General features: G+C 41.1%; 15 protein-coding genes. 6 read left to right on the top strand and 9 right to left on the bottom strand.

Annotation, left to right across the window (positions count from 1 at the left end; genetic code table 11):
• Positions 1 to 56 precede the first annotated feature (56 nt).
• Entirely contained in the window at positions 57 to 1,913 is a 1,857-nt protein-coding gene (locus QPX86_RS16425) for a tetratricopeptide repeat-containing diguanylate cyclase (protein ID WP_220751937.1), read from the bottom strand.
• Positions 1,914 to 2,635: 722 nt separating this feature from the next.
• On the opposite strand from QPX86_RS16425, the gene QPX86_RS16420 reads away from it, so the two are divergent.
• Together QPX86_RS16420 and QPX86_RS16415 are read left to right on the top strand one after the other, a co-directional pair.
• A complete protein-coding gene (locus QPX86_RS16420) occupies positions 2,636 to 3,070 on the top strand; it encodes a DUF3069 domain-containing protein (protein WP_220751935.1) in 435 nt (144 codons plus the stop codon).
• A gap of 28 nt (positions 3,071 to 3,098) precedes the next feature.
• Positions 3,099 to 3,782, top strand: a complete 684-nt coding sequence (locus tag QPX86_RS16415; protein ID WP_285163232.1) for a Crp/Fnr family transcriptional regulator — start codon at positions 3,099 to 3,101, stop codon at positions 3,780 to 3,782.
• Positions 3,783 to 3,915: 133 nt separating this feature from the next.
• Here QPX86_RS16415 and QPX86_RS16410 read toward each other — a convergent pair whose 3' ends face one another.
• Positions 3,916 to 5,604 (bottom strand): NAD-dependent malic enzyme, encoded by a 1,689-nt coding sequence (locus QPX86_RS16410; RefSeq protein WP_220751930.1) that lies wholly within the window; start codon positions 5,602 to 5,604, stop codon positions 3,916 to 3,918.
• A 330-nt stretch (positions 5,605 to 5,934) separates the two neighbouring features.
• On the opposite strand from QPX86_RS16410, the gene QPX86_RS16405 reads away from it, so the two are divergent.
• Positions 5,935 to 6,522, top strand: coding sequence for a C40 family peptidase (locus QPX86_RS16405; RefSeq protein ID WP_220751928.1), 588 nt, complete (start codon positions 5,935 to 5,937; stop codon positions 6,520 to 6,522).
• A 66-nt stretch (positions 6,523 to 6,588) separates the two neighbouring features.
• Here QPX86_RS16405 and QPX86_RS16400 read toward each other — a convergent pair whose 3' ends face one another.
• Positions 6,589 to 7,059, bottom strand: coding sequence for a YehS family protein (locus QPX86_RS16400; RefSeq protein ID WP_102528924.1), 471 nt, complete (start codon positions 7,057 to 7,059; stop codon positions 6,589 to 6,591).
• Between the two features lie 164 nt (positions 7,060 to 7,223).
• The gene (locus tag QPX86_RS16395; protein WP_407696597.1) at positions 7,224 to 8,486 is read right to left on the bottom strand and encodes an NRAMP family divalent metal transporter; all 1,263 of its coding nucleotides are present in this window, start codon (positions 8,484 to 8,486) and stop codon (positions 7,224 to 7,226) included.
• A gap of 311 nt (positions 8,487 to 8,797) precedes the next feature.
• Between QPX86_RS16395 and QPX86_RS16390 the strand changes: the two genes are divergently transcribed.
• Together QPX86_RS16390 and QPX86_RS16385 are read left to right on the top strand one after the other, a co-directional pair.
• Positions 8,798 to 11,392 (top strand): TonB-dependent receptor plug domain-containing protein, encoded by a 2,595-nt coding sequence (locus tag QPX86_RS16390; RefSeq protein ID WP_285163231.1) that lies wholly within the window; start codon positions 8,798 to 8,800, stop codon positions 11,390 to 11,392.
• A gap of 160 nt (positions 11,393 to 11,552) precedes the next feature.
• On the top strand, positions 11,553 to 12,215 hold the full coding sequence (locus QPX86_RS16385; protein WP_285163230.1) for a glutathione S-transferase family protein: 663 nt from the start codon (positions 11,553 to 11,555) through the stop codon (positions 12,213 to 12,215).
• Between the two features lie 69 nt (positions 12,216 to 12,284).
• On the opposite strand, the gene QPX86_RS16380 is transcribed toward QPX86_RS16385, so the two are convergent.
• The 4 genes from QPX86_RS16380 to QPX86_RS16365 all read right to left on the bottom strand — a co-directional run bounded on the left by QPX86_RS16380 (position 12,285) and on the right by QPX86_RS16365 (position 16,565).
• The gene (locus tag QPX86_RS16380) at positions 12,285 to 12,785 is read right to left on the bottom strand and encodes a DUF4447 family protein (protein ID WP_220751920.1); all 501 of its coding nucleotides are present in this window, start codon (positions 12,783 to 12,785) and stop codon (positions 12,285 to 12,287) included.
• 69 nt (positions 12,786 to 12,854) lie between these two features.
• Positions 12,855 to 13,259 (bottom strand): SMI1/KNR4 family protein, encoded by a 405-nt coding sequence (locus QPX86_RS16375; protein WP_220751918.1) that lies wholly within the window; start codon positions 13,257 to 13,259, stop codon positions 12,855 to 12,857.
• A gap of 152 nt (positions 13,260 to 13,411) precedes the next feature.
• Positions 13,412 to 14,206, bottom strand: a complete 795-nt coding sequence (locus tag QPX86_RS16370) for a RelA/SpoT domain-containing protein (protein ID WP_285163229.1) — start codon at positions 14,204 to 14,206, stop codon at positions 13,412 to 13,414.
• Positions 14,207 to 14,492: 286 nt separating this feature from the next.
• The gene (locus QPX86_RS16365) at positions 14,493 to 16,565 is read right to left on the bottom strand and encodes a M13 family metallopeptidase (RefSeq protein WP_220751914.1); all 2,073 of its coding nucleotides are present in this window, start codon (positions 16,563 to 16,565) and stop codon (positions 14,493 to 14,495) included.
• A 321-nt stretch (positions 16,566 to 16,886) separates the two neighbouring features.
• Between QPX86_RS16365 and rsuA the strand changes: the two genes are divergently transcribed.
• Positions 16,887 to 17,576: a 16S rRNA pseudouridine(516) synthase RsuA gene (rsuA, locus tag QPX86_RS16360; protein ID WP_285163228.1), complete on the top strand. Its 690-nt coding sequence runs from the start codon at positions 16,887 to 16,889 to the stop codon at positions 17,574 to 17,576.
• 120 nt (positions 17,577 to 17,696) lie between these two features.
• Here the strand turns inward: rsuA and QPX86_RS16355 are convergent, their stop codons facing one another.
• Positions 17,697 to 22,673, bottom strand: coding sequence for a S8 family serine peptidase (locus QPX86_RS16355; protein WP_285163227.1), 4,977 nt, complete (start codon positions 22,671 to 22,673; stop codon positions 17,697 to 17,699).
• Between the last annotated feature and the right edge of the window lie 336 nt (positions 22,674 to 23,009).

Here is a 23,009-nt window from a genome sequence, read left to right as displayed (position 1 = left end):
ATACGGATGAGATATCTATAATAATCGTTACATCGAATATGTTTTTGCAAGGTTATTTATACCGTCTTAACACAGTTTCTTCCTGCAGACTTTGCTTGATACAGTGCATTGTCGACACGTAATAATAGCGCTTCTAAGTTACTATCATTGTCAAATTGACTCACGCCCGCACTAATAGTTTGTTTAAGCTCAGGGGCAATTTCATGCCAATCAGCATTAGCTACGGTTTTGACTAATCTTTCGGCAATATCCTGTGCTTGTTGCTCATTGGCACCTGGTAATAAAACCAAAAATTCTTCACCACCAACGCGTCCAACAGTATCCGATTTGCGCATTAAATTACGAGAAACCTCAGCTAATAGCACTAATACTTTATCGCCTATATCGTGGCCAAGCGTATCGTTTACCTTTTTAAAATGATCGGCATCGAATGAAATCAGCGAAAAATGAGTACTTTCTTTACGTGCTTGTTCAATATAACTCTTTGCCAACTTATATGTGTGTCGACGATTGGCTAATTGTGTTAACTCGTCAGTAAGTGCTAGGTTCTTGAATAATTGCTTTCGTTTGACCTGTTTGATTGCATACAGGGTCATTATAATTAAAATAATGGCGACTAAAAAAATAATAACTTGCTGTAACTCTTTATTCTTCTCTAATACTTTGAGCTCTTGTTCTTTTATACGCTGTATGTGTTGAAGCACCTGATTTTCAGATTCAATTTTATCGGTATTAAATCGTGCACGCATTTCACTATTGCGACTGCTGAGGCTTTTTTGATCAAGTTTATGGTGCAGTTTCAGATAATCACTCAAAGCGTGGTGGGCAGATTGATAGTCCTCTAAAAATAAATAAATTTCATTTCTTAAGGTATAAACTTGGCTTAGACCTCGCTCATTTTTACTGACATCGAAACCCATTTCAGCTTCGATTGCATAGTCTAATGCTTTTTCTGGTTGCTGTTTTATTAGTGCTGCCTGAGCCCTGAATAACTTCATAAAACTAAATAAACCATCAAGCTCTATGGTAATGGTCTTTTCTGCGAGCTCTAACGTTTCGATGGCTAAATCAACTTGACCCAGTTTTAACTGAATACCTGCAATATCAACTGCAGCACCTGCTGCAGGGATTGGCTGGTCTCTGTTTATCCAGAATTGATAACTTTTCTCGAATCGTTCAAGTGCTAGCTCATTTTTTCCGAGTTCTTCGTAGGAATAAGCGATTTGAGTATTGACATCGATAGCTTCTAAATCTTGATTATTTTCAAGATAAGCTTTCTCGAGCTTTTGCTGATAATTAAGCGCCATTTGTGGGTCGCCGAAACGGCGAAAACTATTGGCTATCTCACTTAAGTTAACTTGTGCCCAGTAATCCAATTTAAGCTGTTCATACATAGATTGCGCGGGAATGAGATCTTCAAGCGCGCCAGTATAATCTCCTTCATAGGACAGCATAGCACCGCGCATACTTCTACCATCGGCAATTAAGCGTAAGTTTTCAATTTGATAAGCTTCTTGAATCGCAGCGTCGTAGTCTAATTTTGCCTGTTGAGGCTTACCTGAATATTGATAATGAGAAGCGCGGCAAAGTAACAAATCTGCGTGAAGGGCTGATGGATAGCTCTTTTGATGGCGATTCATTAATTCTTCGGCGTGTTTAATCGCTTGTATAAATTCTTCGGACGTTTCTGAAGGATGGTACCAGCATTGAAGAGGAATGAGTTTTTCTTGCTGCTTAATATCATCTTGAGGAATGAGTGTTTCAAGTTCAGCTAAGTATGCTGCTAGTTTTTCAAGATCACCTTCTTTCCCCTCATTGAACACGTCGAATAGATAATCGATTCTTTGTTGGGTTTTCTGATCATTAATATTGTCGTTAGCTTTAGCTTGAGTTGTGAGAGCCGAGACACACAAGAATATAGCTAATACAAAGTGCAGCAGGATTTTAATCGAATATGTCTCATGTGAGTTTAAATGTCTGGCTTCATTATGACATATAAACTGGTTTGTTCAATTAAAGCTTTAAGGTGATTGCTATGTGGTCTTTTGTTAACTTATTTGAGATTAATTAGCGGGTTACTGTTGCTTAAATAGCAACTTTTATTGATACAAAGGTTAAGTTTAAGTGAATGGTAATTAATGTACTAGTCATGTGTCTACCCACTTTGTTAGGCTTCTATTTCACTTACTTCTTCTGAACTAAATTTGAAATGAATTCATCATATTTACTGAAACAAATATGTTGATATCTTGTGTTTTTAAATATATTAAACAATCATATTTTCTCTTGAACGTCTTTAGCTTTATGCCAGTTAAACAATGTGTTTCTTTTTATCTAAGCTTAATTAGGTAACTATTTATAAGGCTGAGCTTTATAACATCAGCTTAGAACACATGACTGCATAAATATCAGCATCCAGTGTATGAAGTGGTGACTCAAGTTATGTTTGCTACTTTTAAAGTCTACGCGAGAGGTAAGTTTGTGAAACTCTCAAAGATGCAGCTTACGCAGGCTATGTTGCTTTACTAGATTAAGTGAAGGCATTAAGGTATGCGCCATTGCTGGATATACACCGTCGAGTATCCAAACCCTGATTGGTATCTAGAAGTACTTTTAAATCAAGAGAGAAATGTAAATGAGTCATATGAGTGAAGAATATAAAGCAGTAGCGAAGCAAGTGTCTTTCAACGTAGCCAACAAAGTACTGCCGATGGATAAATTGCCAGAGACATTACTTGAAGCTTATGAAGGCTTATTCAAAGAGTTAATTGAAGATAATGCCGGCTTATTCGTTAAAAGCTGGGATGCTATGCCAGCGAGTGCGCAGAAATTGATGCCACAAGCGGAGTTCCACGGTTTCTATATTGCCAATGCTTGGATGCAATTAAGTCGGGTCGCTCAAGAAATCGCTGATGAAGCTGAGTCTGATGAAGCTATTGATGAAAAAGAATATGACGGTGTCTTTGGCCGCTTAGCTGAGCAGTCATTGAAAGAAAGTATTAGAAAATTGAAAAAAGCCCGAACTGATCGTTCGATGTTGAATAGTTTTAAACAAGTTATGTCAGCATAACTTGTTATAGCAAATGTTTGGAAACCCAATGACGTCAATATTAACCAACCAAATAACCTGGCCTTGTGAATTAAGCGAGCGAACTAAAGCCGAAATACTAGATGTTGCGATTGAACTTGATGGCATTCAAAAGTATGCGACGCTTCTTCATGGTGATGATGAACGTGGTTTGTTTTATTGTGCCCAAGGGTTAGGAACATTTGCGACAACCAGTTTAGATAACAGACCTTTAGCGAGCTTTATATTTGGCAAGCAGATGTGGGTTGGCGCCGTTGCTATTGAGATTTATCCTAAAATCAATCTATATACTTGTGAACTTGAACCCATCAGAAGTCTGTTTTTTCCTAAAAAAGAACTCAATGAATTAGCTAAGACTAACGGTGAAGTATACAAGCTGCTTTACAGCATTATGCGAACCAATAGTCCTAAGCTTGTACAAGGTATGCATTTATCTTTTTATGGGATTGAAGAGCGAATTAATTTCTTCTTATTAGAGCTTGCTCGCAGTAAAAAGGTTACAGACTCAACAAGAATTGAAATCAAAATTACTCAACAGCAGTTGAGTGAAATTGCGAATGTGAGCCGTCCTCGCGTCAATGAAGTGCTTAATAAGTTCGCCCAAAAAGGGTTTATTGAGTTGGTAAGAGGCAAAATGATCATTACAAATTATGCGGGTATGTGTAAGGCGTTAGAAGATAAAGTCGTCATGTAATTCAACATTATATGACTCGCTTAATACTGCACCATTTGGTATTAAAATAAACATCACCATATGCTCAATAAAAAAGCCTAGCAATTGCTAGGCTTTTTTGTGCTTATGATTTAATGGCTTCAACTATTAATGATTAGAACGAAGTACGTCTATAACGGCGGTATTCAGGCTCCCAGAAGTTGCTATCAATCTTCTGAATCAATAAGTCATCAGGGCAAGGTAATGCCAATTCTTGTTCTATGGCTTTTTTCGCCACGGCAAAGGCAATGTATTTACTGACTTCTTGAATATCTTCAAGGGCTGGCAGTAATGAACCTGAGCCATTCTTACCTAGTGGTGAGCATTCTGATAACGCCAGACTAGAAGCCATTAGCATTTCATCTGACACGCGTGTTGCCCCGCTAGCTAATACGCCTAGACCGATACCAGGGAAGATAAAGCTATTATTACATTGGGCTATTTCGAAGGTTTCCCCATCAATGACGACTGGCTCAAACGGACTACCTGTCGCGACTAATGCTTGACCAGAAGTCCAATGCAGCACATCTTTAGGTGTCGCTTCAACACGGCTAGTCGGGTTCGATAAAGGGAATACAATCGGACGTTTACAATGGCTATGCATTGCACGAATAATTTCTTCAGTGAATAAACCTGGCGCGCCAGATACACCAATTAATACGGTTGGTTTGGCATTATTTACCACATCAAGTAATGAAATATGATCGCTAAAACCATCCCACTGCTCAACATTGACTGTTTTTTGTGCCAGTTTCTTTTGGAAGTCGAGTAAGGTTGGCATGTTATCAAGCAATAAACCCCAACGATCGACCATAAAGACTTGCGAACGTGCTTGTTCATCTGAAATACCTTCAGAAACCATTTGTGCCACAATGGCTTCAGCAATACCACAACCTGCGCTGCCAGCACCTAAAAAAGCGACACGCTGCTGACAAAGTTGAGTATTAGCCGCCTTACATGCCGCCAATAATGAGCCGACAGTCACTGCTGCAGTGCCTTGAATATCATCATTGAAAGTACAGAATCTGTCTTTATATCGCTCAAGTAATGGCATGGCATTTTTCTGAGCAAAATCTTCAAATTGAATTAACGCTTCAGGCCAGCGGCGACTCACTGCTTGCATGAACTCTTCGATAAAGTCTGCGTATTCTTCGCCACCAATACGAGGATGACGCGAGCCCATGTACATAGGGTCGTCTAGTAAATTAGGATTATCGGTACCCACATCCAAGGTAATCGCCAAGCAATAGGCTGGACTTATACCACCACAACTGGTGTATAACGATAACTTACCAATTGGGATCCCCATGCCACCAATACCTTGATCGCCAAGGCCTAAAATGCGTTCGCCATCTGTTACTACAATGACTTTCACTTTGTGACGGGTTGAGTTATTTAAAATGTCATCAATACGGTCTTTGTTGTCGTATGAGATAAACAGGCCACGGTTACGGCGATAGTTTTTCGAAAAGCGCTCACAAGCTAAACCCACTGTAGGGGTGTAGATAATCGGCATCATTTCACTGATGTGGTTGCGCACTAAGCGATAGAATAAGGTTTCGTTAGTATCTTGAATATTACGCAGGTAAATATGCTTATCGAGGTCATTACTGAAACTTTTATATTGTTCATAAGCTCGTGATGCTTGCTCTTCAATGGTTTCAATAACCCAAGGAATTAGCCCTTCAAGATTAAAGTAAATGCGCTCTTCTTCGCTAAAGGCGGTGCCTTTATTTAGCAAAGGAGACTCAAGAATGGCCGGACCTGCGAAAGGAAGATAGAGAGGGCGTTTATTATCGTCCATTGGAAACCTTATTATCAGTGTCGAATTACTGTTATTTCTAGCTAGTGTTAGGCGGTTATTCTTGCCTAATAGTAGACGCTTATTGTTATCGGTGAAGGTTAACACAAGTTATATTTTTTGTGGTCTGTTAAGTGAGCTATTTCACACTTTTTTTCTGTTTGAATTTGACTTGAGATTGGGCGGTTGGTTATAGCAGCGGGAATGTTGTTAGAGGTAAGGCGGCTAATTGATGAAAGTGAAGGTGTAAAACATCGTAACATTTTGATTCTGACATTAAGGTGATTAAGTGCCATGCTGAGTTGTGTATGAATTTTATTCTGTGAGGTGTGAATGGCTCTTCCACTTATTTGGCTTGGAACCGCAGCTGTGGGTGCTATTTTGCTTGCTGACGATCGAAAACAACGAAAAACATTGCAGCATGAGCGCCTCATGGGGCGATCGCCCAAAATACCTACTGAAAACTCAGCGAGCGCTTTAACTCCAAGCATTTGGCATAGAGGAGAGGTGAAAGTTGCAGCTGCGCCAGGTGCTATTGTTTGTTGTTTTGTTTTTGGCGTGATTGAGCATAGCGGTATTTGGCTAGGGGATAATCACTTGGTTGAGTTACATGGCAGTGGCTTAATAAGGCCGATATCGGCACAACGGTTTTTAAAAGGGCGCAGTGGCAGTCGTATTTTCCAAGCATGTAACCATTTACATCAACCTCTTATTTCTCCGAATGCGCTCACGCGAGCAGAAAAAGCAATATATCAATATAGAGAATATGATTTATTCACTAACAACTGCCATCGTTTTGTATGGTCGTGTGTTAACGGTGAAGAGGTGGAAATACGGAGCTTTGAACAACTCAATACGCTATTAGCACAGAAATTTAAGCAGGTTGTTTATTGGGATGAAGTGATATTAAGTGATAAGTGAAAAAAAGACATAAAAATGCACAGCCAAAGCTGTGCAATCAATAGCGATGAACACTACAACGCATTTTTACAACTCAACACCGCGGTGCTTGATTGATAATCCGTGTAAGAAGTTACGTAAAATCTGATCGCCACAGGTTTTGTAGTTCTTATGATCAGGATTACGGAACAATGCGCCTAATTCTGACTTGCCAATAACAAAGTCAGCTAAGCCACAAATTTCAATAATGTCATCTTCTCGAAGTTCAAGCGCAATGCGTAACTTTTTGAAGATTAGGTTATTGGTAAGATTTTTAACAGGTGCAGGTACTTCACTACCTTCACGTAAACCACGTTTTTCGATAATTAGTCCGTCTAAGAACTGACACATAACCTTATCGTTACAGGCTTTGTAACCTTCTTCCGCTTCTTTTTTAAGTAAGCTAATGATTTCATCAGTGCTGACTTCAACATTGGCTTGAGCGAAAACTTTAATCATTTTGGCATTCGAATAATCAAACACAAAACGAAGACGGCGAATAATATCGTTGTTAATCATATAAGTCTCTGGGCGCGGCTGCGCAGTTTTTTAATAGCAGGATTAAGATTCCAGCAATTAAATAAAAATCGGACACGGATTATACCTGAAAATAGCCTAATAGTTCAGATTATCTGCAATTAAACGGTTAAAAGCTTGAAGGTAAATAGCAAAAATTGCTGCATTTACTGAATGGCTAACTTCCAATAAATAAATAAGCCAGAAAATCCAACCAGATAGACCAGTCCTGTCCACGCCAGTATCTTCATTTTTGTACCATAACGGTGTTTTTCTGGCAGGGTATCACTGGTCATTAATCGAAGGTTGAGCCATGCAAAAATCACAGTGGTTAAAAACGCTAGGGTCATGACAAATTCAAGTAGTGGCAGTAGTGCACCTTTAAAAAACCAGATTAATAGTAAGCCCAGTGCCGACACTATCAACATGACACGGGTTAACCTTTTTGAGCAGTCCTGTTGGTTGTTCAATAACTGCCAACCAATATCTAATGTGCGGCTATAGCCATCAATCACAGTCACAGTGGTACTGAAAATACATAAGAAAGCCACAAGGCCAATTAAATAGCGAGTTTGTTCGCCCATAACATCACTATATAAATCCACTAACTGACCTGCGAAAACAGCGCCAGAGTTTGAGAAAGACTCGCCGCTTCCATGCATGACTAATGCGCCAAGAGCAAGAAACACTATGGCTAAAATAGCAGTGACGATAAAGCCTAAATTAAAATCGAATATTGCTTGTTTACTCGTTATTGTTTGTGTTTTTTTCTTTTCGATTAACCATAACGAATTCCATGCGCTGACTTCTATCGGTGCTGGCATCCAGCCCATCATTGCCACTAAAAATCCAACATAAGCCCATTGCCAAGGGCTGGTCGAGGTCTCTGTAATTGCTGGTGTTTGATAATGTTGCCAAGCGAGAGCTACGGCGATAAGGGTGGTTAAGGTGAGTGCGAGCATGATGACTTTGGTCATTTTGTCGAGCAGTTGATAATGACCTAAAATTAGCACAGCTAAAGAGCTGATTAAGACTAAAAAGGCTAACACATCTATGGGTAAAGGGATGAACTGGGTCAGCATTGCCGCGGTTAGCATGCAGACTCCCGCAGTGCTAGCAATGGCTGCGATAGTATTTAAGCAAGTAAACATTAACAAATAGCCGCGGCCTTGTTTAAAATAGCCGTGCAGTAAGCTTTCATTAGTTGCTGCGGTATAACGAGCACCAGCGGCAAAGAAAGGATACTTAAGAAAATTCACCAGTAACACCACCCACACGAGTTGCCATCCAAATTCTGCCCCAGCGCGAGTGGAAGACACCAAATGAGATGCCCCAATTGCGGCTGCGGCCATCAAAATCCCTGGGCCAAGACTGGCAAATAATGTGGTAGCTGAGTAATTACTGTTGGAGGATTTTTGATTCGGCATCATGTTCTTATTGTTTAAGGTGAGAATACTATTCAGTTTCAAGGTGATGTATGACTATGTCATATTTTGCTGAATGCGCAAAATAACAAATTGTTTACAATATGTAAGTGATAAAGCGTTCTGTTACAAGTGATTAAAAACTAGCCATTGACATCTGGTGTGAATTACTTATGTTAGAAAAACATGATGCACTAATGTAGTGCGCATGAGATGAACCTAAATAGAATAATTTGTAAGTCATTCATATTAGGAACATAAAGGCTTAAAAATGATGTTGAGCCTATTCAAAATAATAATTCATATTAGGGACAATTATGAAACGACCTCAATTCTGGCAGAGCGCCTGCGCCGCTGCCGTATCACTCATCCTTACTCCTACTGCTTTTGCTGCCGAACCCGAAGTCGAACGCATTGAAGTCACAGGAACCCATATTAAACGAACCGATTTAGAAGGTGCTTCACCGATGACGGTGTTAAGTGCTGAAGATATCGCTCGCTCAGGCGCGCAAGATATTTCGCAGTTATTGAGTAAATTACCCGTGTCAGGGAGCGGCACATTTTCAACTCAAGGTAATAACTCAGATGACACCGCGAATGGTGGCGCTGCGGTATCGTTACGTGGCTTAGGTGCGGATGCCACATTAGTGTTATTAAATGGTCGCCGTATAGCGGTGTCATCATTTGCTAAGTCGATTGATACAGCGTTTGTTGATATCAACTCAATACCTATTTCGGCGGTGAAACGTATCGATATCGTCAAAGATGGCGCATCTGCGACTTATGGCTCCGATGCGATTGCAGGTGTAATTAACATCATTATGAAAAAAGACTTCGAAGGCTTTGAAGTCAACGGCAAACTTGCTGAAACTGTTGAAGATGGAGGAGGCCAGCAAGCAGGGTCTATTTTGTGGGGGACAGAGGCGGCAAACGGTAAGTCTCATACCACTGTGATTCTAGATTACTTCAAAGAGCGTGAAACACTTTTTGCCGATCGCGATTACTCAAGCTCTGCCGATCAAACCCCTAATGGCGGGGACGACTTTAGATCGTCCGCAGGTAACCCAGGCTCTTATATTCCAGCCACTATTGGAGTTGATGGCTCAATCACCCCTAAGTCTGATTTGTTCAGTTGGACGCCAGACGTTAATTGTCCTGCTGATAGCGTGAAGGGAAATTACTGTCGATATGATTACGCGCCATTAATGACTTCTGTACCAGAGTCCACACGCATGGGCTTATCTGTTTTTCAAAACTATGAGTTTAATGATGACTTAAGTCTGTTTGCTGAAATGATGTATCAACATAATGAAAGTGTGGTTAAAGGGGCTGCGAGTCCATCGTTTGGCGAGTTTTATATGCTTAACGACAACCCATTATTCACCAGTGGTGCAGCAATAAACCCGTTTCCTGGTGAAGATTTAACTATGCGTCGCCGTCTAACTGAAACAGGCCCGCGTCAGAAATCTTCAGAATCTGACAGTGCGAGATTGGTATTGGGGCTTAATGGCATGCTATCAGATTGGGAGTGGGAGTTAGCTTATACCTATTCCTATAATCGCAATCATGAGTACGGTGAGCAAGGTTTTGTATGGACTCCACGTTTGCAAGAGGCCATAAATTCAGGTGAATTTAATCCGTTAGCCACCACACAGCAAGGTGATGTGATTGACGAGATTAGTGTCAGTACCACTCGTAACGGTAAATCCACAACCAATGCTTTTGACGGAAAAATAACCGGTGATTTATTTGATATGCCAGCAGGTAGTGTAGCGATGGCCGTTGGGTTTGAGTATCGTGAAGAAGAGTTATCTGATAATCCTGATGAGTTATTTAAGCGGGGAGAAATATTTGGTACAGAAGCCACTGAAGCCTATGGTGAACGCGATCAAACGTCATTGTTTATTGAGTTAGCTGTTCCCGTTTTTGAAAAGCTTGAAGCTCAATTAGCACTACGTTATGAAGATTATAGTGACTTTGGTGACACAACTAACCCTAAAATAGCTCTGCGCTATACACCGCTTGATAATTTAACCTTCCGTGCAAGTTGGGGCGAAGCCTTTAGAGCACCGTCTTTAGTGCAGTTAGGTTTAGGCCCTTCACAGGAATCTCCAGGTTTAGTTGATGCGGTGCGTTGTCCTTTAACTGGGCTTGAAGAAGATTGTACCGCGCAAGAGCGTACAGTTATTTTTTCAGGTAACCCTGATCTACAGCCAGAAGAATCGACTTCGTATAACTTCGGCGGTATTTGGGAAATTACCGATGGTTTAAGCGTCGGAGTGGATTATTGGAATTATGATCAAGATGGGCTAATTACCTCGGATACTCAATATTTGGTAAACACTCAAGGTGATGACCCAAGTGTGGTTAAGCGCGAGCCAACAGATGCTAATGGTGTACCTGGGCGAATTATCGAGATTTACGACCAATTTGCCAACTTAGGAAGTCAAACAACAGACGGTGTTGATGTTGACTTGCAGTACACCATGAATACTCAGTCTGCTGGTGAATTTGGCTTTAGTTATAACTTAACTTGGGTTAATAGTTTTGATCAGGTTCGCGAAGATGGCAGCAAGCGTGAATTAGCAGGTGAGTATCAGCATCCTGAGTATCGTTGGACGGGTGGCATGGATTGGGGTTATACCAATTGGCAAACCAGTGCGCGTTTAAATTATATTGGTGAATACGCTGATAACATTGATGCTGGCGCTACGGGTACCATTGATTCAATGATGACACTTGACTTGAACGTGACTTACATCGGTTTCGATCATTGGTCACTTACTCTAGGTGGTAATAATGTATTGAATGAAGAGCCTTCATTCAGTGCCGCAGACTTTATGGGTTACGATCAAGCGACCCATTCAGCCATTGGTGCATTATGGTACGGTAAAGTCAGTTATCAGTTTTAATTAACTGAACATATGTTAGGTTTAATTCCTAGCTTTACAAAGAAGGCGAGCTTTAGGCTCGTCTTTTTTTAATACCGATTTTTGGTGGCGCCAATTTAAAGTCGGTTTGATTGTTAACGAAGTCTGGTTCAGTAGTTCATTCGCCAAAGGAAGATAAAGCATGGAAATAGATGTAAGCAAAGGTATTACCTTATATGGCACGCCACGTTCTAGAGCGCTGCGGGTTTCATGGTTATTGGAAGAACTCGGGGTTGATTGGCAATTTAGATTTCTTAATTTTGCTAAAGGTGATAACCGTAGCGAGGCATTTTTAAGCCTTAATCCAAGCGGTAAAATGCCAGTGATTACCGATGGTGACTTTGTGCTGACAGAATCAGCCGCTATTTTGCAATACCTTGCAGAGAAGTACGGCAAGGGTAAATTTTTACCAGAACCAGGTAGCAAGCAAGCAGGCTTGCACCATCAGTGGGTGAGTTTTGTCATATGTGAGTTAGAACAGCCGTTATGGAGTATGGGCAAACACCGTTTTGCTCTGCCAGAAGAACAGCGTGTAGACGCCATGTTACCCGTTGCTAAATTTGAATTTGATAAAGCCGCTAAAATTGCAGAGCAATGGGTACCCGATACAGGTTATGTTTGTGGTGACTCGCTAACTATCGCAGATATTCTACTGACTCAAACCTTGTTATGGGGAACGGTATTTGAACAAACGATACCGCCGAAACTCGCAGCCTATAGAGACCGCTTAAAACAGCGACCTGCAATGACAAGGGCGTTAGAAAAATCTGAAGCGATTGCTAAAGCGACTCAAGAAGAGCTGTAATGATTTAGTCCGAATAATGGATATAAAAAAGGGAAGCAATTGCTTCCCTTTTTTAATCATTAGACAGCTTTATAGCTGAGTCGCAGCCCATTTTGCACGGCTTTCACGAGACTCACTCATGCCATTATCAGCGCGGAAGCTTTTATAAGCTTCAACTTCAAGTGGGATTAAGCTAACTTCTACTTCTAGTACAATTTGACACTCTTTTTTGATGCGCCATGCCGCAGTATTATAAAGCTCTGTAAAAGGTAGTGAGCTTAAAAACTCGGGGTTGTACTGAGTGTAAATCGCTTGAGTTGGATACACCACAAAGGCTAAGCGACGCTTTGGCTCTGTTTTAAATAATGCTTCGATACCGTCTGTGGTGTTGAGGACTTGCATCTCAATGGTATCTTCAATTTCAAGCAGCTTCTTTTGTGCAATAGCTGGCGCTTCGGCTTCACCGGCTTCCCAAGCTGTCACGGCTTCAGCTGTGCTTTTAGTTAGCTCAGCAATTTGCTCAACACTTAAGCCTAAAGATAAGCGTAAGCACTGCATTTCAATTGCGTTTAGGGTGTTTGATTTAGCCATGGTAGTTCCTATAAATTCAATTCTTGCTGGTGAAGTCTTTGGCGTTTTAGCTTCAAGATAAGCTGTTGGCTATTTGCGTTTCAGCCAAATATCTTGGATCCAATCCCAAAGCGATTCCCACATGATGTCTGCCATGCGACCATTTTTAAAGAAGCGCACATTGCCTTCTTGATCGATGCAGTAAAAGTTATCCCCTTGCTGACAAATAGCAATATATTCTCTTGGCATACCAACAGACCATGCATAGCTGGTCACTTCTGGTAAGTAGGTATGAGAGTATGGATCAGATGCGGTGACCATTTCGATGGCGCCGTAAATTACATCACTGCCAAATAGCAGGTATTCTTTTAAGTCGTTTGGCAGTGAAATTAAAATTTGTTCTTCAACTTCTACCAGTTGCTCGAATGTCGGTAATTCAAGTGGTACAGGTACCGTTTCGCTTAACTCTTGAAGCATTTCAATGATGTCATTCATCAGTGTTTCCCGTTATCGGCAATAATGGCGGGAGTATAGCTTGAATAGCGCCTATAACCAATTATCTCATCGGTAAAAAGACAAAAAAAGCACCTTAAAATAAGGTGCGAAAGGAAGGGGGTCTTACGAAAAATAGATGAAACTAAATGGGGTTATGCTGCTTGTGTCTGTTCTCCTATTTGAGAGTTGTCAAATTGAGCAAGACTCTGGCGTTTATAGCCAAGCCAAGCTTTGTGGTAAAGCTTATGAGATGACTGACGTAATTTGACGATTTGCATCAACTCAATATCTGTAAGTGCACGGTGTTGGGTTTGTGCTATAGCTTCAATATTTTGAATCTGTTCATATACGTGATGTTCAGGACCACTCTTAATGTCGGCAATTTCAGCTAGGTGTAATTGAACTTCTACAATCATCTTGGTTTGAGGCAGTTTTACTAGCAAGTTTAAATCGCGGTAACCTGAGGCCTTTGGCTCTGCAAAACGGTTTTTAACTTGCACAACTTCAGTGGTCTCAGCCAAAGCGTGATAGCTACGCATTAAGGTTTCAACGTCATCAGCAACCAAGGTTGCTCTGGCTATGTCGGTTATATAACTTGCATCACCATCAAATTTACGGTCAATTTTAAGTTGGGCACGTTGGTAGCTTTTAATCTCTGGTATTAGCAATTGTGCATGGCAATCTTGACTAATGTCATTCAGTAAATTGGTTAATTCGGTTTGTGCTAAGGGGGCTCGTTCAAATAATTGGTTTAAGTTATCTGTATATTGTTTTGGCGCTGTGCCAGAAGTGCTGGCTAAGTTGAGCAGACTATCTAAATCATCAATTAGAGTATGATTCACATCATAAATGGGTTTAACAGGGCTGGTATCTACCGTCACTGCAACCGCATTTCGGGTCGTAAGCAGTAATAAAAAGATAAAAAAGGTACGAAAAATTCTGTTCATTTGCGTTACCACTGACTCTATAAGTAATGAATGCATGAGTAATAAAGTTTTTATATATAACCCTTTTGGGATATGTGATTACTTTAACTGGTTGAAGCTGAATCAATGCTGAATATTTTATCGAGATTGGGTGGGTTTACGCTTCTTTACAAAGTCAGTTTTAATAGTGTGACAGGGATGTAGAGCTGGGTTAGATTTACAATTTTTAGAAAAAGAAAAAGGACATCTGAATGATGTCCTTTTTAATAATGCTTATTCCTTTTGGAATAGCTGTTAGCTTAATTTATTACCAAATTTTTACGCGTTTAGCTGGCTCGATATACATCTTATCGCCTTCTTTTACATCGTAAGTGCTGTAGAATTCAGGCATGTTTGATAATGCACCTAAAGCACGGAAATGACCTGGCGAATGCGGATCTGTCGCAACGCGGTTACGCAAAGCTTCTTCCTTCATTTTAACGCGCCAAATTTGCGTGAAGCCCATAAAGAAGCGCTCATCGCCAGTTAAACCGTCAATGACAGGTGCTTCTTTACCGTCTAACGACATTTGGTAAGCTTTATAAGCAATCGTCACACCTGATAAATCACCGATGTTTTCACCTAGGGTTAGTTCACCGTTGACATGTAAGTCGTCAAACACTTGGTAACCGTCGTATTGAGCGATTAGTGCATTACCTTTAGCTGTGAAGGCTTTTAAGTCAGACTCGGTCCACCAATCACGCATGTTACCTTCGCCATCAAACTTAGCACCTTGGTCATCAAACCCATGGCCCATTTCATGGCCGATTACTGCGCCGATGCCACCGTAGTTAACTGCGTCATCTGCTTGCATGTTGAAAAATGGCGGTTGCAGAATCGCTGCTGGGAACACAATTTCATTCATGGTTGGATTGTAATAAGCATTAACGGTTTGTGGCGTCATGTGCCACTCACCCTTATCAATTGGGCCACCCAATTTGGCAATATCTTTATTGTGGCTTTCAATGCTTGCACGCTTAGCATTACCGGCTAAATCATCACCTTTGATGGTGAGCTTGCTATAGTCTTTCCATTTATCTGGGTAACCAATTTTTGGATTGAACTTAGCTAATTTATCTTTAGCCGCGACTTTAGTGTCAGCGCTCATCCAATCTAATGAATCAATACTAGTACCGTAGGCGCCGCGTAAGTTTTCAACTAAAACACTCATGCGATCTTTAGCTGCAGAAGTGAAGTGACGCTTAACATACACTTTACCCACTACTTCGCCTAAAGTGCCACTAACGGTATTTACACCTCGCTTCCAGCGAGACTCTTGTTCTTCTTGACCGTTCAAGGTTTTAGCAAAGAAATCAAAGTTTTCTGCATCAATGGCTTCAGATAAGTTACTGGCTGAGTGAGTTAACACATTCCACGTCATATAAGTTTTTAAAGTGTCTAAATCGGTCGAGCCAATCACTTCACTTAAACCGCTTACATAGCTAGGTTGATTGATAATGATATCTTTTTGGTCTGCAACACCCATAGTGGCTAGGTATTGATTCCAGTCAATATTTGGTGCTAATTCAGCTAATTCTGACACCATCATCTTGTTGTAAGTTTTAGTGCTATCGCGCGTTTCAACCACATCCCAATGTTTTTCTGCAATGGCGGTTTCAAGAGCTAAAATAGATTCGGCTGCCGCTTTACCATCAGCAAGGCCAGCTAAGTTATACATTTTCTCAATGTGCTCAACATAGGCTTTGCGGATATTAACGAAACGTTCTTCTTGGTTAAAGTAGTAATCTTTTTCTGGAAGGCTTAGACCGTATTGCCAAATATGCGTGGCGTAACGAGTTGAGTCTTTGGCGTCAACGTTAATGTAAAAGGCAAGTGGTGTGCCGTAACCATTGACTTGGCTGTAAGCAAAAAAGTTGGTTAAGTCAGCTTTTGAATCAATCGCAGCGATTTTATCAAACTCAGCTTGAATAGGTGTGACACCAAGCTTATTTAATGTCTCTACATCCATGAAAGAGCGGTACAAATCTGCAACTTTTTGCTCATCTGAGCCCGCAGTTAGAGTTGGCATAGCAGCCACTTCTTCAATAATGGCTTTTACGTCTTCACGGGCATTTTCACGTAAGTCGTAAAAGGCACCAATATTGGTACGATCGCCTGGGATCTCAGCTGTTTTTAACCAAGTACCATTTACATATTCATAGAAATCATCTTGTGGGCGGACAGATTTATCAATGTTTTGAAAATCGATCCCTGAAGTTAATGCAGTTTGAACAGCTTCTGCTGTGGCTGTTTTTGAAGTGGTTTGAACTTCATTGTTACTACAAGCACTTAGGCCTGCGATAAGTGAGGCACAAAGACCTCCAATAACCAACTTTTTCATGTTGTTTCCCTTTGCATTGTTTTAATAAGCCCTTCTATGAGCTTTAGATGCTAATTTTTCATTTACTCTTACTCGCTAAAGAGCTTCCAACGAGAAATAGTAAATAAAAAATGAGTCTTTATAGTTGTGAATCCTATGTTAAGTGTTGAAAAGGTCATTTAACAAGTGGATAGCTGGTTTTTGTTGATAAAATGTGAGCTTTTAATAGGAAGATATGTAACTAAAAATTACCGTTTTACAGCGATAGATGAATATTTGATGTTCATTTAATTACTGACAGCTCATAATAGCGCTTAATTAAACTCTCAATTGGTTGTAGTAATGCGTTTAGATAAGTTTATCTGTGAAAGTACTGAGCTCACACGTTCATTGGCAAAAAGGGTTTTAAAGTCAGGTGAAGTAACCTGTGATGGCATTGTCGTCAAGGATGCTAGCTTTAAAGTCGGTGATGATACCGAAGTCTGTATTGAAGGCCGTAAGATAAACATCATTGGCGAACGCTACATTATGATGAATAAGCCTGCCGATATAATCTGCTCAACAATTGATGAGGAATATCAGTCAGTGTTGAGTTTAATGGATATTGAAAAGGTCGACACTTTACATATCGCTGGACGTCTGGATGTTGATACTACTGGACTTGTGCTGATCACCAGTGATGGCTTGTGGTCGCATAAAATCACTTCACCTAAAAAAGATTGTGGCAAACGTTATTATGTTGAAGTCGCTGACCCATTAGATGAATCTTTAGTAGACACCTTTAAAGAAGGCGTTCAGCTTCGCAGTGAAGATGGCTTAACAAAGCCTGCGGTACTAGACATTATCGATGCAACTCATGCTCGCTTAACTATCAGCGAAGGTAAATATCATCAAGTGAAGCGAATGTTTGCTGCGGTGGGTAATAAAGTGGTTAACCTTCATCGTGAAGCCATAGGTAAAATTGAAATGGAAGATGATTTATTGGAAGGTGAATGGCGTTACTTAACTGACGAAGAAGTGAAATCCGTTTAGTTTTCCATTTATTAGAAGAATTCTATCCAAGAATAGACTTCATAAACTGCATTCATAAACGGCTTTTAAAAAAAGGGCCTTCTTTACAGAAGGCCCAAACACTAGTTTTGGAACGCTATCCTAGTGTAGTTTACGACGGCGGCTAGCGCCTAGTAAGCCCACTAAAATCAGACTTAAGATCCCCATGCTACCACCGTCTGAAGAATCAGCTTCTTCAGGAGCCTCTTCTGCTGCTGGTGGAACTGGTGCTGGGTCAACACCGTCAGAGTTCACTGTTAGCATGAAGCTGGTAGAAGCACTATCTGATGGATAAGCCATATCATGAACTGTGACAGTGACTTCAGTAGTGCCGTGCCAATCAGCATCAGGAGTGATTGAGAAGGTTTCACCTGTTATCTCTGCGGTAATATTCTCACCAGATACCATCATGCCATTTGCAGTACCTTTCACGTCGTTATACATGACACTTAGGCCTTCAAGAATCGTGTTCTCTTCCATCGTCATATCAGCCATAGCCGCAACAGTAATGTTGCTAGGCGTAGAGATAGTTTGAGAAACAGATACCAGTTCTGAGTCAGCATACTGAGTTTCAACCGCAAGCATGTTGTCAGAGCCTATTGATGTAGCAGATACACGAGCTGAGAACTTCAATGAAACAGCTGTTTGCTCTGGACCGCGATAATCAGCACAAACGACTGTACCTTCACTGACTTTCTCATCTACATCGTTATAAGCGAATCCGTCATTTAAGTAACCAAATGATGGACCAAATGCGCCACGCTCACCCCAGTAACCATGAAGACCGATAGAGCCAAAGTGGTCGTTTGCAGATTTCAAGGTTTGGTATGCAAAGATCATTTCAGGTGTACCAGGGTCAAAGCTGATATCTGTTGAAATAATCGTTTGAATGTTGAACTTAGCATCTGGATCCGGGTTGCTATTACCCACTAAGAAGCTATTCCACTCTTCACCACCATCCCACTGGAAGATGTAATGATCAGGTGTTGTGATACCGTAAACTACGTTTTTGTAGCGGAAGGTTTCCCAATCAATTGTTCCTTGCGGCATTGACACGTCACCACGCCATAACGGAGCGATAATAGTGTCAGGGAAGGTTTGGAATTGATCGGTAAATGGTTGGTTAAAGTTCCAGAATTCAGGGTTAGTATCTAATTGAATATAACCAAACGGTGAAATACCAAGTACATTCTGGGAGAACACTTCTGGGTTAGCATAAAGCGGAATATACGGCAGACCGCTTTCAGCCATTGGTATGTAGAATACTTGATTAGACAGACCTGAAATACCTAAGTCTTGATAACCTTGCATCGGTAAATCGTAGAAGGTTTCATCATCACCATAAGGCACTTTACACATTGCATCATCTAGGTTTGTAGTAAACACATAATGACGCTGCATATCACTTGAAGATGGTTGAGCTGAATTAATTGAAATGTTATTTCCTTCAATTAATAACCCTTCTTCATAATTACCTACACCACCGACAACTACTGAGTCTTCAATTAGCTGCATACCTTCTGAAAGGTTAGCTGTCATGGTGAATTCACGTTCAGCGCCAAGTAAGTTAGGTGCAAGTTCTACGACAAAATCAACCACATCACCGACTTTTGCTGCCGTTTGAGATGACTCAATAACCGTATCAGTACCCATGTGCTGTAACTTAACCGCAAAGTCACCTAGGTTTGTTTCGTTATAGTCATCGCTACCTAATCCAACAACACCATAATATGTTTCACCTTCCATCACATCTGGCAGGTTATAGTTAAGGGTTAATTGGTATGGTGTTAAACCATCAGTGGTTGCAGGACCTTCAACGGTAAGGTTTGCATCATCATTTTCAGTGACAACACCTAAACTGACAATAAATTCATCAGCTTGGTTCTTAGGATCTTCATAATCATATTTCCAGTTCGCCGCAATTGCCCAGTAGCGACCAGGAGTAGGATTATTGATGGCACAGAAATCACCATTATCAGTATAAGAATAACAAATTGCTTCATCTAACCATTGGATTTCACCATCATTATTAATGTCCATACCAAGGTCGATTGAAGTATAAGCATGCTTAGGTGCTGACAACACTTCCCATACCACGCGCTTAGTGCCTTCAGGTACATCGAAGAATGTCACTTTCGCGCCGCCATCAGCTTCAATTTCTTCAACGGTTAGGCCGTCAGAATATAATCGAGCGTTAGCAAGCGGTAAGTTAAAGGTAAATTTCTCACCTTTTGTTAAGCCAAACACTTTAGAGTTTAATGACTGAATTTCGGCCGTATTTAGCATAGGTGTTAAAGTGTGGCCTTGTGTGCGGTGGATAATACCAGATACTTCTGAAGGTAAATTATCACCACTGTAACGAACACCAACGGGTAAATGCTGCATTGGTGTGCTGGTGTCAGCAGGAGTCAGTTTAACCGAGCCTGTTAGCTGTAGTGAAGAAGAGTCAGCGCCAATGGCTTCAACTTCAAGTACTTTAGCTTTCAGACTAATTGCTTGGCTTTCGCCAGCTTTAAGACTAAAGGATTTAGGTGATACCTCTAACTCAAGCATTGGGGCGCCATCGATCTCCATCGCTTCTGCATCAACAGTCCAAGTTCCGTCTTCAGTTGCGGTGACGATACGCATCCAGCTACAAGTTCCTGCACAATTATCTTGATAGAAATAAGGCAAGTTAAGGGTATGAATATTACCACCATTACTAGGGTTCGCTGCGCGGTAATTCTCTGCAGTTTCATCCATTAATAAACCAGCATTATTGGCGCGTGATACATTAATCACACCGCTACCTGCATCGCTATAACCTCCTGGAACAGGGTCGTATGGTGAAGCATCACGAGCGCGGGTTACGTTATCAATAGAGGCTGTCATCATTAATGCTGATTGAATTTGAGCAGGAGTCCAATCTGGGTGTGCTTGTGATAGCAATGCCATCGCACCAGCGACATGAGGTGCTGCCATTGAAGTACCACTGATTGCAGCCCAATCAGCTGGCATACCTTGAGTGCTAAATGCCATGTCATCAGCCCAAGCTGCATAAACATCAACCCCAGGGGCTGCTAAGCTTGGTGACATAACATCAGGCGCTTCAAAGTTTGGTCCACGTGAAGAGAAGTCTGCAACGTAATCAGGTGTACGCTCTTTACTGACAACTTCAGATGCAGTAATGGTGATCATATGATCAGCACCACTACTTAACCAATCCTGTAGACCGTAGTATCCGTTGTCATAGCTGCCGTAATAGCTGTTGTAGTCAATATGAATACCTGGAATTGAGAACGGATCATTGGCGGTTGTTTCTGAGTAGCCAGAGTTCCATAAAATTAATCCGCCAGCACCACCAGCTTCAATATTAGTGGCTTTAGTGACTCTTGGAATATCGCCACGTTTACAGACAACAATGGGCGCTACAGAGTACGGATTACCATCTGGGTCTACCGAGAAGAAATCAGCAGGGAAGGGGTCATTACATTTTTCAAACTCGCTACCATATGCTTTAGCTTCTACAACAGGGCCAGTATAAGCACCAGTGATGCCACCACCGACAAGTTCTAGGTCTTGCTCACCGCCTGTAGCGTCAGTTAATGCTTTTCCTTCAACTGCAATTTCACGACTATGAGTGGTTGCTGCAACTGAAGTTAACCAAGGAGAGAAGTGATCAATAGCGCCTCGAGCTTGGCTAGCATAGACTGGGTCATATGAGTTACCAGCAGAAGCCGATACAGATATACCTGCTTCACGAGCCGCTAAAAAGCCTAGTTCCATAGGGTCATCCCATGGGAAAGAGCCGTAAGTAGTACCAATAGAATAGTTAATAACATCTACGCCATCAGCAACAGCGTCTTCAATACCTGCAAGTAGTGCCGAGCCAGGGCAACCACCGTAGCCATCGCCAAAGCTTCCATCACCAGGAAAACACACTTGATACATAATGATATTAGCGCGTGGAGCGACACCAGATACTTTGGCAAACTCTAGTCCTGTTGGGACTCCGTCACCTGTTTCGCCAGGCGCACCGACTACATGATTTACATTAAATAATTCGTTACCTGCTGAGGTAGATGCTGTGTGAGAACCATGACCATTATAATCCTCACCATTCTGAGGACGTTTAGGGTTAGTAATATTCCAAGAAGGTTCATCTGGCTGGAATAATGGGTCCATATAACTGTCGGTAATGCTTTCGTAAGAACGAATACCAATCAGTTTATCGTTACACATGTCTGCAAATTCTGCTTTTTCACAATCGCCAAGGTAACCATCATAGCGAGCAGGCATAGTATGAACATAACCATCACCAGCAGTTGCTGCAAAAGAAGGGTGGTCAGAATTAATACCGGTATCTAAAACACCAATGACGATGCCTTCACCTTTGTATTTATCATCAGCAGCTGAACCAGTCCATAATCCATCTGCACCAATGTGTTCTGGGCCATTATCAGTATGAAGCTCATATTGCTTTTCAATACTAACGTTTCTTACACCCGGTAATTCGGCAACGTTTGCAGCTTGTGCTTGAGTCATACGTAATGCCATGCCGTTAAAGGCTAAGGTATAACGATTTTTAACGTCGAGCTGTCCACCAACGGTACCTGAAATTTGTGATAAAACTTGATCTTGTTTGCTGGTCAAATATTGGCTGTAGCTTTTAACTGCACTACTTTGTAGGTTTAATTTATTATAGCCACGAGCATTAAGCATGGCTGGAACAGTGCTCATTGAAGGTGATGTAGCAGCATACTGCGCGTTACCACCACGATAAAGAGATACAGGTTTGTCGCTAAGCTCTACAATATAGGTATGTTCACCTTGTAGACCTGCCTGATATTTAAATGGGACTTTACTATTGGTATTAGTGGCAATGGCGCGATGAACATTTTTACCATTACTGTTTGGACGATTAAGGCTATTACCTGCTCTGTCCTTACCATTGTTGAGATCTTCATTGAATTTGATAATTGCATCAGTAATTTCGATACTTCGGAATTCGGGCTCTGGGGAACCCGAAGCGGCAACAGAGCCCGCTCCAGCAGCATATATTGCTGCTATCGTCATTAGACTTATTTTTTTTAGTTGCATTGAAATCTTCCCTATTATTGTTGTTTGAGCAGGTCAAGCACAATCCTGTCTTTCCCTTTTTATCTTTCAGAACAATCGACATCCAATGTCTTTGAGCTATGCATAAATGCTCAAATGGAATGCATAAAGAGAAATTTTGATGCAACAAATCATTTGTTAAGGGTGTGTTAACGTATGGTGTTAATGTTTAACGTATTGTTTTGTTTGTTTTTAATTTTATTTGTATTGCTTGATGTTTGATTGTTACATTTAGGTTGCCAATGTTAATTTGTGGCTGAAAGTGTTCTTTGGGATACAAATGGTCACAGAATGGAGGCTTGTTTGTGATTGATTAGT

Origin of the sequence: Shewanella goraebulensis (genome assembly GCF_030252245.1) — a bacterium.
Taxonomy (GTDB): domain Bacteria; phylum Pseudomonadota; class Gammaproteobacteria; order Enterobacterales; family Shewanellaceae; genus Shewanella; species Shewanella goraebulensis.
Note: the sequence above shows the minus strand (reverse complement) of the source record. Positions and strands in the feature narration are given on the sequence as shown.